Consider the following 16,183-nt stretch of genomic DNA (forward strand, 5'->3'; position numbering starts at 1 on the left):
TTCTATCTGACTGACAACAGCCAGTTTAAAGCCTAAGGGGTAGTCCCGACGCGTGCGCCTGGTGCACCCTGTTTCTTCTTTTCCTTTCATAAGTCTAAATAGTGTCAACTTATTTCAGGACGATACACTATAAACAGAAAAGGCAACTATAGTTAGCTGCCTTTTCTGTTTTATGTAAATGTGTTCTGTTAAACCGAGAAGCTATCTCCGCATCCGCAGGTTCGGCTGGCGTTCGGGTTATTAAAGAAGAACCCTTTACCGTTCAATCCATCAGAGAAATCAAGTTCAGTGCCGGCCAGGTACAGGAAGCTTTTCATGTCAACCACCACTTTAATGCCTTTGTCTTCAAATTCCTGGTCCATTGGCTTCACTTCATCGTCAAAGTCAAGGTTATACGACAGACCGGAGCATCCACCGCCTGCAACAGAAGCACGCAAACGGAAGGTGTCATCTAACTGCGCGTCATGCTTCAGTTTTATAACTTTCTCTTTTGCTTTATCTGATACTGTTATCATAACTATAAATCTTTAAGACACCGGATTCATTACAACACTAAAAACGGTAATAGTGTTCATGTCGCGGCTAAAGTATAATTTATCAAGCGCCTCGTACATGTTACGTGCCCGGAAGTAAGAAGTATTCAACTCCTTGTCGTCACGGGCCATCCATTGCACGGTATAAGAGCTTTCCTTATCGCGGTAGTTCTGCACATACTCCCACATTTTGCGGAGCACATCCACACGGTCGTAACCAACTTCTGTATGGAACAGGAACGACTGGTTATGGCGCGGATTTACCGTTATCAGGTCCAGACGGGTTTTGTTATCCATCTGGCGAAACTCAAAAAGCAGACTGCTGCCGCTTATTCCTAAGTGGTTCTCAATCTGCTTCTGAATGCGTGCACTCTCAACGTGCACATCTGTCTTCGACTCCATGCGCGAGTCCGGTTTTCTTAGTGGTGAGACTTAGGCAGCTCAAGAGCTGGCAAACCGTTCTTTACTCTGTAGTCGTTGATCGCAGATTTAATTGCATCTTCAGCCAGTACAGAGCAGTGAATTTTAACCGGAGGTAAAGCCAGTTCTTCCACTATGTCCATGTTGTCGATAGCCAGTGCTTCGTCAACAGACTTGCCTTTTAACCACTCCGTAGCTAAAGAAGAAGAAGCAATAGCAGAACCACAACCAAACGTTTTGAATTTAGCATCCGTGATGATCTGGTTTTCGTCTACTTCAATCTGAAGGCGCATAACGTCGCCGCACTCAGGTGCACCAACAAGGCCTGTGCCCACATTGTTCTTCGCTTTATCAAGCGTACCAACGTTACGTGGGTTGTTATAATGATCGATTACTTTATCTGAATAAGCCATAGCTTTTATTTAATTACTAATTGTTAATGATTAATGAATAATAAGAGGAGCAAACAATTAATCATTATTCATTCCTCATTATTAATTACTCCTAGTGTTCTGCCCACTCAATAGAGTTAAGGTCAATGCCTTCTTTAAACATCTCCCACAACGGAGACATTTCGCGAAGTTTAGCAACTGCTTCTTTTACGTGGTTAATGGCGTAGTCAACTTCCTCATCAGTAGTGAAACGGCTGAAACCGAAGCGCAGTGAAGAGTGTGCCAGGTCATCGCTCAAACCTAAGGCCTTCAGTACATAAGATGGCTCCAAAGAAGCTGAAGTACAGGCAGATCCGGAAGAAACAGCAATGTCTTTCACACCCATCATCAGGCCTTCGCCTTCTACATATTTAAACGAGATGTTAGAAACATGCGGCAAACGGTGCTCCGTTGAACCGTTTACATAAGACTCTTCTATAGTTAAAAGCTCTTTTTCTAAACGGTCGCGCATTACCGAGATTCGTGCAGTGTCTTTTTCCATGTCCTGCTTTGCAATCTCGGCAGCTTTGCCAAGACCAACTATACCAGGCACGTTAAGTGTACCAGAACGCATGCCACGCTCGTGTCCGCCACCGTCCATCTGGGCAGTAACTTTAACACGTGGGTTCTTACGACGCACGTACAGCGCACCAACACCTTTAGGGCCATACATTTTGTGACCAGAGAAAGCCATCAGGTCAATGCCATCTGCTTCAACGTCAACCGGAATTTTACCTACTGCCTGCGTAGCATCTGTAAAGAACAACACACCATGCTTTTTAGCGATAGCAGAAATTTCTTTGATAGGCTGGATAACACCGATCTCGTTGTTGGCATACATAATAGAGATCAGGATGGTCTTATCTGTAATGGCTGCTTCCAACTCTTCCAGGTTTATCAGGCCTTTATCATCAACTTTAAGGTATGTAACCTTGCCACCCATTTTTTCGATGTGCTTGCAAGGGTCTAAAACAGCCTTATGCTCGGTAGTTGCCGTAATGATATGGTTACCTTTAGAGGCATACATTTCAAATACACCTTTGATAGCCAGGTTGTCAGACTCCGTAGCACCAGAAGTAAAGATTATCTCTTTCGGAGAGCAGTTGATAAGGGATGCGATCTGCTCGCGGGCGTAATCAACGGCTTCTTCGGCGTGCCAGCCAAAAGCGTGGTTACGCGATGCAGCATTACCAAACTTATTGGTCAGGTAAGGCATCATGGCATCCAGTACGCGAGGGTCTAGCGGCGTAGTAGCGTTGTTATCTAAGTATATCGGAAATGTTAACATATCACTTTGTGTATCTTTGAACTCTTAAACCTAAACAGTTTACAGAATTGATTAGTTTTGATTCGGTGCAAAATTACGAAATTTTACTTACTTAGACTAATTACAAATAAAAAATGAAGAAGGTTGAACACATCGGTATAGCCGTTAAAAATTTTAGCGAAGCAAACGCTTTATACTATAAATTACTTGGCGTAGAACCGTATAAAACAGAGTATGTGGAGTCGGAAGGGGTAAATACTTCGTTCTTTAGGGCTGGCGATACTAAAATAGAGTTGCTGGAAGCTACAAACCCGGACAGTGCCATTGCAAAATTTATCGAAAAACGGGGCGAAGGCATCCATCATATCGCGTTTGAAGTAGAAGATATTGTAGCCGAAATGGAGCGCCTGAAGCAAGACGGTTTTGTACTGCTGAACGAGCAGCCCAAGAAAGGCGCTGATAATAGACTGGTTTGCTTTGTGCACCCCAAAAGTGCCAACGGCGTGCTGGTAGAACTGACACAGGAAATTAAGTAAATTGTTGAATTGCTGAATTGTTAAATTGTTATCTCACTTATAGTTAAACTATAGCCATTCAGCAATTAAATCATTTAACAATTTAACAACTATAAAACTATGAAAGACTTAGTAAGAGAAATACAGGCAGCTGAAGAAGAACTACTGATGGGGAACGTGATCCTGTACCCGACCGACACCGTTTGGGGCATTGGTTGCGATGCACAGGAAGCAAAAGCTGTAAAGAAAGTCTTTAAAATAAAAGAGCGGGACCCCTCTAAATCGATGATCATTTTAGTAGCTGATATTGATATGGTGAAACATTATGTAAAAGACGTGCCTGAAGGGTTTGAGAAGATGCTGGAAGAGCAGGACAGGCCAACCACCTATATTTTTGAAGGCGCGCAGCATTTACCCGAAGAGGTGATTGCCCCCGACGGAACGATAGCCATACGGGTTGTAAAAGACGAATTTTGCCATAAACTTATCCGGCAGCTCGATAGGCCACTTATTTCTACATCAGCTAACCTGAGTGGTGGTAAATCGCCGGCTAAATTTGCTGATATAGATGAGGAAGTAAAGAAAAGAGTAGACCACATAGTAAGGTGGCGGCAAGATGAGGATACCGAAGCAACACCCTCACGCATCATTAAGATAAAAGCCAACGGCAAAACAGAAACGATACGCGAGTAGTTTTTTGACTTAAGACAGTTTGACAAAAGACAAAATACTTCTATGAAGAATGTAATGTTCGGTTCTCACGTTTAATCAGGATAAGAATTATAAATCTGATTTGAGATTTGAAAGTCCTTGGTCTTTTGTCACATAGTCCTTTGTCGTGATGATTGTCCAAATGTCTCTTGTCTTAACAGGGCGCTTTCGATTTAATACCTTATTTTTGCGCCTCAGGTGTGGCAAACCACCTGAGGCTTTATTTTTTGATGGAAACTATAAAACTGCCCGATAATCCTGTTTTTGATGAAGTAGCTGCTGCGGCGGCAGAGCTTGGAGTAGATGCCTATGTGATTGGAGGCTTTGTGCGCGATCTGGTATTAAAACGCCCTTCCAAGGATATTGATGTCGTATGCATTGGGGATGGAATAGCGCTAGCCGAAAAAGTATCGCAACAGTTGCCGCATAGGCCCAGGGTTTCTGTTTTCAAAAATTTCGGAACGGCCATGCTGCGCTATAACGATTGGGAAGTAGAGTTTGTAGGGGCCCGAAAAGAATCGTACAGAGAGCACTCGCGCAAACCCGAAGTAGAGCAGGGCACGTTAGACGACGACCTGAAACGCCGCGACTTTACCATTAATGCCTTAGGTATAAGCCTGAACAAAGCTAACTATGGCGCACTGATAGATGAGTTTGATGGCCTGAAGGATATGAGACGGAAGATCATCAGGACGCCATTGGAGCCAGGCATTACTTTCTCTGACGACCCGCTGCGCATGATGCGCGCCATCCGGTTTGCCACCCAGCTCGGTTTTGACATTGACCCCGATACCTTTGATGCTATAGTTGATAATAAAGAACGCATTAAAATAGTATCGCAGGAGCGGATTACCGATGAGCTGAACAAGATTATACTGGCACCTGTGCCAAGCTATGGTTTTAAACTGCTGTTCGTTTCCGGTTTACTGCACCTCATCTTCCCGAAAATGGTAGAGTTGCATGGCGTAGAAACAAAGAACGGCAACTCGCATAAAGATAATTTTTACCACACGCTGCAAGTGCTGGATAATGTGGCACAGGTTTCTGATGACCTGTGGCTGCGCTGGTCGGCTATACTGCATGACATCGCCAAACCCGATACCAAGCGCTACTCGCCGAAAGTAGGCTGGACTTTTCATGGACACGAAGACCGCGGTGCGCGGATGGTGCCTAAGATATTTAAGGACCTGAAACTGCCGCTAAACGAGCACATGAAATTTGTGCAGAAGCTTGTGCGCCTGCATCTGCGTCCCATAGCGTTGGTAAAGGAGACCGTGACAGATTCTGCTATCCGCAGGCTTTTATTTGAGACCGGGGATGATATTGATGCCCTGATGGCTTTGTGTCGTGCGGATATTACCTCGAAGAATGATGCAAAAGTTAAACGCTACATTCAGAATTTTGATAAGGTCGAGAAACGGTTGGTTGAAGTAGAAGAAAGCGACAAACTACGCAACTTCCAGCCGGTAATAACCGGTGAGATCATCATGGAAACCTTCGACCTGAAACCATCTAAAACAGTAGGCGAACTGAAAGAAGTGCTGACAGAAGCGATACTGGAAGGCAAAGTAAAGAACGAATTTGAGGAAGCTTATAGTTACCTGTTGCAGATTGGCGAGCAAAAAGGCCTGCCGGTTGTAAACAAAAAGACGTTGTAACGAAAAAGGGGAGTAGCTGCTAAGTTACTCCCCTTTTTTATGTTACTCCAGCGCACACCTTATAGCCCGGGCCTGCATCGGTACATGGTTGCGGCCTACCACTGCAAAAACCCTTTCTCCACGTAAAACAGCATCTGTTAGCAGCCGGTACATATACAAATTCCGGAACTCGCTATTATGCCTGTTTATGTCATTGGTAAATTTACCGCCGGTGTCAGCACTATTTTTTAGCGGATCGAACCACTGGGTGGGTGCCTGCCACCAGTTAGCAGGAGTCGTCCAGTATTTTGCGTAGGCGGTTTGCAGGGCATTTACATCCGGAATTACGGTTGCCAGTTCGGGTAGCAGCTTATTGGCTTTAGGTATCAGTTGGGCTATAGTTGCTTTCAGTTCTTCTTCGTTCAGGCCTTTGCGGTCGCGCAGGCGGCTGGTTTCCCGAAGTATAAAAAACAGCTTTATTTGCTCTGGTGTAAACTTCTTCAGCGATAACAGGTAATTTACTTCATCCTGCGGGCTGGGTTCAAGCGACTGTGTTTTTATACCTGCCTGTTTCGCCAAATACCGCACATACCCCGATTCCCCAAATTGTTTTATAGTTTCAGTTTCAGTTGCAGCCACTCCGCGGTCAGGTCCTTCAAAAAAAGCTATCGTTGGTTTCTGCTTCTTCCAGGCCTCTTTTATTGTTGCAAACTGTGGGTCGCTTTCATTATCTGAGTGTTGCGCCCCGATATAAGTTAGCCTATTGCCTGCATCTCCCGCTATAGTTAAGGACCATTTCGTGTCAGGTGTTTCTTGCCAGTTTAAATAAGAGATCAGTTTCGCTTCGCAAGGTGTTTCTGGTAGGTTTTGGGCAGATACCGCTGGTTTTATTAGCAGGAGCGCAACTATAGGTAGCAGGAATAATTTTTTCATAGTTCAGATGGCTTATGTTTCTAAAATGAGCGCTTGGGTAAACTATAGCTCAGCTTACAAACAAGTACAATTAAAGCGGATGGTGATAAATGAGGGGGGTAGTTAACTGCTTCGGCTTCCTCCTAAGTTGGAAGAAGCCTGGCAGTATCATCAAACAACTAAACAAGGGTGAGTAGCTACTTAACGGATTGATTATCGGCTAAGTATGTAGTTTTATTTTGTACAACAGGTTGTAGTAGCGGGCTAAACTTAGGGTGTGGTGGTTTAGCCCGCTGTTAAATTGGTACTAGGCGTAAAAATTACTGCCGCGATACTTTACTGGCACCGTTGGCATCTATTTGTGTGCTGCCCGGGTTGCCTTTGTAAGTAATTCGGCTGGCACCTGATGCATCGGCTCGCAGGCTTTTGGTTGCATACACATCGGCTTTTGTTGCACCGGTTGCTTCTACGATCACATCGCTGGCGCGTAGCTGGTCTGCATCTATTTTGCAGGCTCCTGCCGCTTCCAACTCTAATCTTTCTGTAGTTCCGGTAAAGCGCGTATCAGATGCTCCGGCAATATCGGCACGAATGGTTCGGGCTCTAACATTTACGGCGGCTTTGGTAGCACCGGCCAGTATCAGGTCCAGTTCATTGGTGTTAATTCCGATCACATCTGCTTTTATGGCACCCGTTAGCTCCAGGCGTTCCAGGTCTGGTACTGTAATTTGTATAAGAACCGGCTCGTCGTCATTAAACAGGTTTATCACGTTGTTTTCCGACTCAACTATAAGCTCTCCGCCATTCTCACGAACCTCCATGCGTCTTATTTCCTTTTCAGAGCCACGAACGGTTACTTTATAGCTATTGCCCTGTTTTAGCTGCACATGGTATGGGCCCGATACGCTTACTTTGTTAAAACCAGTGTAATCGAACGCTTTGCTATAGTTATCATATTCATTCATGTCCAGCAATACACTTTCGTTGTTGCCACCTACCTCAGTTTCCTGGTCACTGTCCATTAGCATTTCAGGTGTTTCAGTGTCCAGGGTGTCGTTTGCGCAGGTTATACATTCCAGCATGTCGCCTTTTACTTTCCAGGTATTCCTTACGATCTTATCATATCCATACTCCTGGTCAAAAGTGGCGCTTGGCAATAGGTAAACAAACTCTCGTGTCAGGCGGAAAGGCTTGTCTTTTGGTAGTTTTAAGATAATGGTCAGGTCCTGATCGCGGAAACTGGCACCTTCTTTAAACTCATAGCTGTCATCAAAACGTAGGGTTGAGTCCTGCTTTACAACACGGTAGGTAATCATGCGCGCATTCTGCTTGGCTTCTTCTTCGGTACGGCCCTTGGCTTCAATTTGCTGAATTACCTCAATGTTGGCACCGTTGTGCTCGCGTACATCAATGTACAGGTTATTAAAGTCTGTGTTCAGGTCGTAAGCGTCCAGTTCCGTTATTCCGGCTGCTGGTATAGTTTGAGTTGTTGTGATCTCGCCGCTTCGCTGGAAGTTACTGCTAAAAGAGATAATGGAAGCGATCATAATAATAAGTGCTGCTAACCACACCCCAAACAACGACCAGCCTATAGTTGGACGCATGTAGAAACGTTTAGAAAGTAAGCCGATTGCTAGCATGATAAGGAACAACAGGGGGATTAGGCCTACAATAAGACCTGCAACCAATCCGAATCTGGGAAATCCGCCCAGCCAGATAGAAGACGAAAACGGCCCCATCTGTATCATGTCGGAGTTATCTAACCAACCCATAGAGGCAAAAAATGCACTAAACAAGCCAACCGTTAACCCCACAGATACCAGCAACAGGAAGATACCGGCCGCAACGCGTACAAGTGCAACCAAAAAACCAAGTATAGGGCCTAATGCTCTGCCTGCCCAGTTAAAAACCTGCGAAATAATGCGGATCGGTAACAGGATGATCTTAGCAAGTGCGCTTTCGTTTCCATCTCTGTCCTTCATGTTCAGGTTCTCTTTCAGGGTATGTTCTATACCTGCCAGCGTAACCGGGCTGCCCTGCATTTGCATGCGCTCGGTTAGCGTTACCGCTTCGGGTACCGCTATCCAGAGCACAATGTATAGCAGTAGTCCGAAGCCGCCTAAGAATACAGATACCAGGAACAGGATGCGCACTACAGCTACATCTACACCAAAATATTTGGCTAAACCGCTGGCTACACCGCCCAGTTTCTTGTCCTCAGGGTCCCGAAACAGTTTTTTTACATCAGTATCAGGTAGTTCGTTGCTCTCAGGCATAGCTATCCATAACACAATGTAAAGTATAACTGCCGCTGCCGCTGATACACCTGCCGATAAAACACCTAACACCAGGAACAGGATGAAAAACAGACGGATCCAAACTACATCTATGTTCAGGTAATTGGCAAGGCCTGCGCACACACCGCTAATTACTTTTCGGTTTACATCGCGGTATAGTTTTTTAGTGCCTGGTATAGTGTAAGCGCCTGCTGCGCCTGCCGCACCCGCTGCCCCACCTGATGTGCTATAGTTCGGGATCTCTTCCTCAACTGGTTCTTCTATCTCAAACTCGGTAACGTTACCCATTCTGGCAATCAGGTATTGTACATCTTCTAAAGAGATAACCTGTTTGCCTGGAGAAAGCCGTGCAGAAAAGATTTCCGCAATGCGCAGCTCTATATCAGCAACTATTTCTTCGTGCCCCTCATAGTTAGAGAAATACGAGCGAATAGAAGCCAAATATCTGCTCAGCTGCTCATAGCCATCTTCTTCTATATGGAAGATGATGCCTTGTAAGTTGATGCTTATATTCTTTTTCATGACTGTTGTGCTTTCTTGTTTTGAATGATGAAGTCGGTGGATTCTACCAGTTCCTGCCATGTGTTGCGGAGTTGCTCCAGAAAGGCCTTTCCGGTTTCGGTGAGGGTGTAGTATTTGCGGGGAGGCCCCGATGTGGATTCTACCCAGCTATAGTCGAGAAGCGACGCGTTTTTGAGGCGGGTTAGTAACGGGTAAAGGGTTCCCTCCACAACGATCATCTTGGCTGCTGTCAGCTCTTCCAACATATCGGACGCATATACTTCACCACGAGAGATAATCTCCAGTATGCAGAATTCCAGAATTCCCTTCCGCATCTGCACTTGTGTGTTTTCTACTTTCATGATGATGAGGTTATAATGTTGAGACAAATATAATATAAGGTACTATGTAAAGCAAGGTACTGTGTAAAAATAATTACGGAAGTTTTTTAAAAGGGTTATCAGGACTAAAAAATTTATATTTTTATAGTGTATTTTTGTCTTTAAAATATATTGTGCTCAAATACAACTTATTCAGTAAAAGTGGTGTTAGAGGATGAAATCAGCAAAAAAGCGTTGTTTGGCAGTACAAATCCGGGCTGCTGTAAATAATTTCGAGATCCTATAGTTTTGGCCTATGCACAAAATTACTTTTAGGTGCCTGCTGGCAGCATTGTTACTGGTATGCGGTTTTAATGCCAATGCCCAGGTCTCTGCTCCCAAGTATAGCAATGAGTTTTTAAATGTAGGAGTGGGTGCCCGCGCCTTGGGTATGGGCAATGTGCAGGTGGCCATCACCGGCGATGCCACGTCTGGTTACTGGAACCCGGCAGGTTTGCTGCGCCTCCCGGACAAGTATAACATAGCCTTAATGCACTCAGAGTTGTTTGCAGGTATAGCCAAAAACGATTTCGGAAGCTTTGCCATGCCCATAGATACCAACAGTGCCTTAGCTGTTTCGGTAATAAGGCTGGGTGTAGATGATATTGCCGACACACGCCGCCTGCAGAATGAGTTTGGCTACATACAATATGATAGTGTAAAGTTCTTCTCAGTAGCTGATTATGCCGTACTATTATCATATGCCCGCCGGAGCAACCTGATACAGGGATTACAGTTGGGTGCCAGCGCCAAAATTATTTACCGCAACGTAGGGGATTTTGCCAATGCCTGGGGTTTTGGTATAGATGCCGGAGCCCAGCTTAAAAGAAACGATTGGCAGTTTGGCGTAATGGCAAAAGATATAACCACCACCTTTACTGCCTGGACCCACAACGTAGAAGAACTGGAAGAAGCCTACGAACAAACCGGCAACGACCTGCCTGAAAACACCGCCGAGCTTACCCTGCCACGGGTTATAGTTGGTGCTGGTCGTAACTTCCAGATCAATGATAAAATTTCAGCACTCGTATCTACTGATATAGACTTTACGTTTGATGGCAAACGAAATGTACTGTTGAAATCAGACGTTATGTCTGTAGACCCGCACTTAGGTGTGGAAGTAGTATATGCTAAGTCTGTCTTTATAAGAGGGGGTCTTAGTAATTACCAGCAAACTACCCGCTTCGATGGCAGCAAGGCTACGCAGGTACAACCTAATTTCGGGGTTGGTTTCATATCAAATGGCTTTAACCTGGACCTGGCGCTTTCACGCATGAGCGACCGCGAGAAAAACTCCATCGCCAACGCCAACACATCTTCGGTTATCATCTCAATGGGATATTCTTTCAGATAAGGTATTTGTAACTATGTCTATCTCTACTTATTACAGGCATTTCTTTACTTTGCTTCTGTTTATAGTTACTATAGTTACGGCCAAGGCCCAAACCAACTATGGCAACGAATGGATAAAGTATGACCAGACCTACCATAAAATTAAGGTTACCCAGACCGGTATTCACCAACTGGATTATACGTACCTGTCGCAGCTTGGCCTGCAGGATGTAAACCCACAGAATATACAGTTGTTTCGTAGGGGCAAAGAAGTAGCTATCTACATGGCCGGCGAGCAGGACGGTAAACTGGATACGCAGGATTACCTAGAATTTTATGGCGAAGCAAATGATGGGGCATTAGATGCAGAGCTTTATAAGGACCCATCGAATCAACCGCACCAATACTATAGTTTATATACTGATACAGCCAGTTATTTTTTAACATTCTCAACCGTTAAGGGTAAACGAATGCCTCAGAATAACCCTGCTGTTACTGGTAAGACGCCGGAACCTTATCATTTGCAACAGGCCTTGTTTATGTATACAAACAGATATTATACCGGCAAAACCTATAACGACAACCGCATGCCCTGGCTGGATGCAGGCGAAGGATACGCATCACATTCATCAAGATACCCTAAAACATTTGGGAATAGTGGCGCAAGCTTACTAACCAATATAGTTACTACGGGGCCAAAGCCCCAATTGGAGTTTGCAGTAGTAACTACAAACCCAATGTTGCATGAGTTTACAGTTAAGGTAACCAGCGGAAGTACTCCTAAACAAATTGAGCACTTTAAGATTAATGGTGATGATTTTGCGAAAAGTAGAACTACGCTCGAGTTTTCAGATTTTACATCTTCAGGTCAGCTCTCTTTATATATTGAACGTGTAGGACCGGATATTGTAGCTGATCAGGTTGGTTTTTCTTATGGTAATGTAACTTACCCACAGGCTACAAATTTCACAGTAGGGCAACGGCAACTCATTTTCTATACTGATCCTTCTCGTGGCCAGTCGCTTTATTATGAAGTGAAAAACGCCCCTGCTACAGCTATTGCATACGATGTTACCGATCCTTATAACACTACTCGTATAGCAGGCTATAGTTCTGGAACCGGTAAAGGGTTTGTAGTTGATGATAATTCGTCTTCACGTAAAATTCTGGTAGCAAATGTTTCAAACCCATGGCGGCCAGTGCGTACAGAAAAAAATATACGTTTCCGGAAAATTACACCTTCGGCACACAACTATATTATACTTACAAACAAGCGCCTGATGAAGAAGGTAGCAGGAGAAAACCTGCGTGCACCGGAGGCTTACGCTGCTTATCGCGCCTCAGAAGCAGGAGGAAGTTATGATACTCTTTTGGTGCACATGGATCAGGTTATTGATCAGTTTCATTACGGTGAGTTTTCGGTAAACGGCATACGGAAATTCATGAGCTATATGCTTACATCCAACAGACCAAAACATTTATTTATAGTTGGCAAAGGAGTAAAATATGGTTCTCCTGAATACCAGGATTACTACAGTGGCAGATTTAGTTATTATCATATTGGTGCCCGCTACAACAAAGTGCATGAAATTGATCTGGTACCAACCGGGCTTGCACCTGTATCTGATGTGTTCTTTACTGCTGATTTCAGAAATAATTCTTTTTCGCCTGAAGTTCCTACAGGCCGGCTTGCAGCTACAAAACCGGAAGATATTATAAACTACCTTAATAAGTTGAAGGCCTATGAGGCTTTACCTGAAGGCTTGCCCTGGCGAAAAAATATACTGCAATTAGGCGGAGGCAGTAGTATATCAGAAATTAACCAGTTAGCAAATTATCTTAAAAAATATAAGAACATAGCCGAAGGACCATACCTGGGAGCTCATGTAACAGAAAAGTACAGGCAAAATGTAAGTGAGCTTGTTGAAACTATAAATGTTGCCAACGAAATTAATACCGGTGTATCACTGCTTACATTTTTTGGTCATAGTTCTCCTAGTACCACCGACTTGGATATAGGGTTGGTGTCCAGTGCAGTTAACGGCTATAACAATAAAGATAAGTACCCAGTAATTTTGATGAATGGTTGCAGTACCGGCGATGCTTTTATACCCAACAACAAATCATTTGGCGAGGATTGGGTAAATACCCCAGAGAAGGGAGCTATTGCATTTATTGCGCACGCTGAGTCAGGGTATCCATATTACCTGGATCTGTACTCTACTAACTTTTATATAACAGCTTTTCAGGATCAGGCTTTTTATGGTAAAACTCTTGGAGAAGTACAGCAACAGGTAATAAAAAGGACCTTGCAGGATAACCCAGGCGAAATTACAAGAGCTATGGTAATGGAAATGGTATTACAAGGCGACCCTGCTGTTAAAATGTACAATCCTTCAAAGCCAGATTATGTTGCAATAGAAAGTGAGTCTGACATAGAAAGTATTGTTCCGGGCGAGATATTAACGGCTAAAACAGAGAAGTTTAATGTAATACTAAGTGCCCGAAACTGGGGTAAAGCATTGCCTGACTCAATTGGGATAACAGTTAAACGAACTTTAGCAGACAACACAGAACTTGCTCCAGAATTATTTAAAGTAGCGCCAGTTTATAATAAAGACAGAATTGTGCTTGAAATTAATAACAGGGGAATAGCTGCGTTGGGCATGAACCGGTTTGAAGTTACTATAGACGGCGATTTTAAGTTTGATGAGTTGGATGAAACGAACAACGTGGCCCGCTTTCAGCACTTTTTCCCTGTTAACGGACTTACTGCTTTAACCCCTGCCAACTATAGCATAGTTAACAGCAATAATGTAAAACTAGTTGTACAAACAACAGTGCTGGAAGAAAGCAGGCAGGGCTTTTACCTGGAAGTAGATACTACGCATCATTTTAATAGTAATCTGAAACGATCTTTTACAGCAGGTAATGCACTAATGCCTATCTGGGATATCGATGTTAGTACAATAGGGAATTTACCTGATAGTACCGTGTATTATTGGCGTGCACGCTTCCAGCATTATGATGTCGGCGAAGATACCTTATATGCTAAGAGCTCATTTAGGGTGATCAAAGGTACCAACACCGGATGGTCTCAAAGTCATATAGGTCAGTTTAAAACTATAGAAACCGATAAGGTTGTAATAAACGACACAAAACCGCATTTCAGTTTTATACCTGGTGTAGCTGATATTTCGATAAAGACCATTGGGGGAGATTTGCGGTATAATAACCCGAACCGGGGACATGGTTTATTTTTAAATGATAAGCAGCTTCTGGGAGTTTCGTGCGATTATCCTGAAAGTAGCACCATATCCAGGTTATATATGGTGGTAATTAATGATAAAACACTGGAACTTGTAAAAGGGCTTCCTTTTGCTACTCCCTGCGAAGGCTATGATTATCTTTATCAATTTAAGGATATGACCAATGCAGCAGTGAGGGCAAATGTAGAGACCTTCTTGAAACAGGTACCAAACGGCTTTTATGTTGCAGTTATCAGTATAAATAAAGTGCCTTTTGAAATTTTTTCAGAAAGCCTAAGAAATGAATTTAGAGGTATAGGAGCAAAAGAGATAGGAAATCTTAGGAATGGTCATCCTTATGCTTTATTAGGGAAAAAAGGTGCTGATCCGGGCACAATGTATGAAGTAATTGCAGACCCTACCACTCCTACCAGACAGGAAATAGCATTACGTGTAACGTTAAGGTCAACACAACAGGCAGGCGAGATAACTTCCCCTGCAATTGGCCCGGCGCTGAGTTGGGGTACAGTGCATCATAATATTGAAAAGTATAAAGCCGGCGATGATAACTATACATTGCGTGTAATTGGTATTGATGCAGATGGTAATGCCAGCGTATTGAAAGATGATGTAAATGCGAAGAGTTTTGATATTTCTACGATAGATGCGAAACAGTATCCTTACCTGAAGTTGCAGGCTTCTATTGCTGATGCAACAGATCGTTCGGCTCCACAGCTGGATCAATGGATGGTGTATTACGAAGCAGCCCCGGAGGGTGTTATTCGTCCGGACCTGGTGGAGGTAAACGAGGCTATACTTACAGAACAGGCAAATAAAGGAAAGATTAAGCTGCCAATGGTGTTTCAGAACATTACGCCATTCGCTTTCAGTGATTCGCTGGCTGTAGATGTAACTGTAACCGGCGATGGGTTGCAACAGCCAATACAGAAAAGACTAAAGCTGGCTGCATTGCCAGGCAATGCTTCGGCTACGTTTAATTATGAAATGAGCACGCTGGCACTGGATGGAAACTATAAAGTGACCATGTATGTTAACCCACGCCTGCAACCAGAACAGAATTACTTCAACAACATTTATGTAGTGCCATTTAAAGTTAAAAGTAAGCTACACCCGATTATGGATGTAGCTTTCGATGGCGTGCATATTATGGATGGAGAACTGATTTCGCCAAGCCCTATGGTAAGTATTACCGTGAAGGACGAAAACAGGCAGGCGTTTCTGGAAGATGCTTCTGGAATGTCAGTGGTTTTAGTATACCCTGATAGAGTTGAAAAGGAACTGGTACTGGATAAAACTTCAGCTGATCTGGACCATGTAGAGATTTTTCCGGCCACAGAGAAAAGTGATTTTAGGGTAGAGTTTAAACCGAAGAAGCTGGAGGCCGATGGACTTTACAGAATGGAGATCAGGGCCAAGGACGTAGCTGGTAAACAATCTGGTATTTCACCTTATAGTATAAACTTCGAGGTAGAGAACCAGTCAGCTATTACAAACTTCTATCCATTCCCGAACCCATTCTCAACTAAGACTAACTTCATTTTTACGCTGACAGGCTCTGTTATTCCGGATCACATTAAGATTCAGATTCTAACTATAACAGGTAAGGTGGTGAAGGAGATCATGAAGGAGGAGCTGGGGCCACTACGCATCGGTAACAACAAAACAGAATATGCCTGGGATGGTACCGATATGTATGGCGATAAGCTAGCCAATGGTGTTTACCTGTATCGTGTGGTGGTAAGCCGAAGCGACGAGATGATGTATCACAAACAGAAGTTCGGCGACAAGGCCTTTAAGAATGGCTACGGCAAGATCTACATACTTCGTTAAGTATAGCTAACTATAAAACAGAAAACATGAGTCATCCCGAATTTAGGGATTGTGCTTGAGTCCAGATGTGCATGAGTGCAGTTCGGACACGATAAAGCGGTATCAGGGCTTGCTGGTACCGCTTTCCTGTTCTATGGCATCCCTGCCG

At 43.9% G+C, this 16,183-nt stretch carries 12 protein-coding genes; 5 read left to right on the forward strand and 7 right to left on the reverse strand.

What is annotated here, in order from left to right; translation table 11 throughout:
- Positions 1–188 precede the first annotated feature (188 nt).
- The 4 genes from GWO68_RS17465 to GWO68_RS17480 all read right to left on the reverse strand — a co-directional run bounded on the left by GWO68_RS17465 (position 189) and on the right by GWO68_RS17480 (position 2,672).
- Positions 189–515 carry a HesB/IscA family protein gene (locus GWO68_RS17465; RefSeq protein WP_162347768.1) on the reverse strand — a complete coding sequence of 109 codons (327 nt, stop codon included), beginning with the start codon at positions 513–515 and terminating at the stop codon, positions 189–191.
- A 12-nt stretch (positions 516–527) separates the two neighbouring features.
- Positions 528–935 (reverse strand): hypothetical protein, encoded by a 408-nt coding sequence (locus GWO68_RS17470; protein ID WP_162347769.1) that lies wholly within the window; start codon positions 933–935, stop codon positions 528–530.
- A 17-nt stretch (positions 936–952) separates the two neighbouring features.
- A complete protein-coding gene (iscU, locus tag GWO68_RS17475) occupies positions 953–1,366 on the reverse strand; it encodes a Fe-S cluster assembly scaffold IscU (protein WP_162347770.1) in 414 nt (137 codons plus the stop codon).
- A gap of 91 nt (positions 1,367–1,457) precedes the next feature.
- Positions 1,458–2,672, reverse strand: coding sequence for an IscS subfamily cysteine desulfurase (locus tag GWO68_RS17480; protein WP_162347771.1), 1,215 nt, complete (start codon positions 2,670–2,672; stop codon positions 1,458–1,460).
- A gap of 113 nt (positions 2,673–2,785) precedes the next feature.
- Between GWO68_RS17480 and mce the strand changes: the two genes are divergently transcribed.
- From mce to GWO68_RS17495, 3 genes are all read left to right on the forward strand, one after another.
- Positions 2,786–3,187: a methylmalonyl-CoA epimerase gene (gene mce, locus GWO68_RS17485; protein ID WP_162347772.1), complete on the forward strand. Its 402-nt coding sequence runs from the start codon at positions 2,786–2,788 to the stop codon at positions 3,185–3,187.
- Between the two features lie 99 nt (positions 3,188–3,286).
- Positions 3,287–3,859: an L-threonylcarbamoyladenylate synthase gene (locus GWO68_RS17490; protein ID WP_162347773.1), complete on the forward strand. Its 573-nt coding sequence runs from the start codon at positions 3,287–3,289 to the stop codon at positions 3,857–3,859.
- A gap of 248 nt (positions 3,860–4,107) precedes the next feature.
- On the forward strand, positions 4,108–5,535 hold the full coding sequence (locus GWO68_RS17495) for a CCA tRNA nucleotidyltransferase (RefSeq protein WP_162347774.1): 1,428 nt from the start codon (positions 4,108–4,110) through the stop codon (positions 5,533–5,535).
- A gap of 42 nt (positions 5,536–5,577) precedes the next feature.
- On the opposite strand, the gene GWO68_RS17500 is transcribed toward GWO68_RS17495, so the two are convergent.
- The 3 genes from GWO68_RS17500 to GWO68_RS17510 all read right to left on the reverse strand — a co-directional run bounded on the left by GWO68_RS17500 (position 5,578) and on the right by GWO68_RS17510 (position 9,586).
- Positions 5,578–6,447, reverse strand: a complete 870-nt coding sequence (locus GWO68_RS17500; protein ID WP_162347775.1) for a hypothetical protein — start codon at positions 6,445–6,447, stop codon at positions 5,578–5,580.
- A gap of 299 nt (positions 6,448–6,746) precedes the next feature.
- Positions 6,747–9,245 carry a PspC domain-containing protein gene (locus tag GWO68_RS17505; RefSeq protein WP_162347776.1) on the reverse strand — a complete coding sequence of 833 codons (2,499 nt, stop codon included), beginning with the start codon at positions 9,243–9,245 and terminating at the stop codon, positions 6,747–6,749.
- Positions 9,242–9,586, reverse strand: a complete 345-nt coding sequence (locus GWO68_RS17510) for a PadR family transcriptional regulator (RefSeq protein WP_162347777.1) — start codon at positions 9,584–9,586, stop codon at positions 9,242–9,244. Before GWO68_RS17510 ends, GWO68_RS17505 begins: the two co-directional genes overlap by 4 nt.
- A 274-nt stretch (positions 9,587–9,860) precedes the next feature.
- Here GWO68_RS17510 and GWO68_RS17515 point away from each other — a divergent pair, with 274 nt between their 5' ends.
- The gene (locus tag GWO68_RS17515) at positions 9,861–10,958 is read left to right on the forward strand and encodes a putative type IX sorting system protein PorV2 (RefSeq protein WP_162347778.1); all 1,098 of its coding nucleotides are present in this window, start codon (positions 9,861–9,863) and stop codon (positions 10,956–10,958) included.
- A gap of 13 nt (positions 10,959–10,971) precedes the next feature.
- Entirely contained in the window at positions 10,972–16,035 is a 5,064-nt protein-coding gene (gene porU2, locus GWO68_RS17520; RefSeq protein ID WP_162347779.1) for a putative type IX secretion system sortase PorU2, read from the forward strand.
- Positions 16,036–16,183: the final 148 nt, after the last annotated feature.

The organism is Pontibacter fetidus (assembly GCF_010119545.1).
GTDB lineage: Bacteria > Bacteroidota > Bacteroidia > Cytophagales > Hymenobacteraceae > Pontibacter > Pontibacter fetidus.

Coding starts and splice junctions, on each gene's coding strand:
- GWO68_RS17480 (WP_162347771.1), bottom strand. CDS start 2,672: ATGTTAACATTTCCGATATACTTAGATAACAACGCTACTACGCCGCTA.
- porU2 (WP_162347779.1), top strand. CDS start 10,972: ATGTCTATCTCTACTTATTACAGGCATTTCTTTACTTTGCTTCTGTTT.
- GWO68_RS17500 (WP_162347775.1), bottom strand. CDS start 6,447: ATGAAAAAATTATTCCTGCTACCTATAGTTGCGCTCCTGCTAATAAAA.
- GWO68_RS17465 (WP_162347768.1), bottom strand. CDS start 515: ATGATAACAGTATCAGATAAAGCAAAAGAGAAAGTTATAAAACTGAAG.
- GWO68_RS17515 (WP_162347778.1), top strand. CDS start 9,861: ATGCACAAAATTACTTTTAGGTGCCTGCTGGCAGCATTGTTACTGGTA.
- GWO68_RS17505 (WP_162347776.1), bottom strand. CDS start 9,245: ATGAAAAAGAATATAAGCATCAACTTACAAGGCATCATCTTCCATATA.
- GWO68_RS17510 (WP_162347777.1), bottom strand. CDS start 9,586: ATGAAAGTAGAAAACACACAAGTGCAGATGCGGAAGGGAATTCTGGAA.
- GWO68_RS17470 (WP_162347769.1), bottom strand. CDS start 935: ATGGAGTCGAAGACAGATGTGCACGTTGAGAGTGCACGCATTCAGAAG.
- GWO68_RS17490 (WP_162347773.1), top strand. CDS start 3,287: ATGAAAGACTTAGTAAGAGAAATACAGGCAGCTGAAGAAGAACTACTG.
- mce (WP_162347772.1), top strand. CDS start 2,786: ATGAAGAAGGTTGAACACATCGGTATAGCCGTTAAAAATTTTAGCGAA.
- iscU (WP_162347770.1), bottom strand. CDS start 1,366: ATGGCTTATTCAGATAAAGTAATCGATCATTATAACAACCCACGTAAC.
- GWO68_RS17495 (WP_162347774.1), top strand. CDS start 4,108: ATGGAAACTATAAAACTGCCCGATAATCCTGTTTTTGATGAAGTAGCT.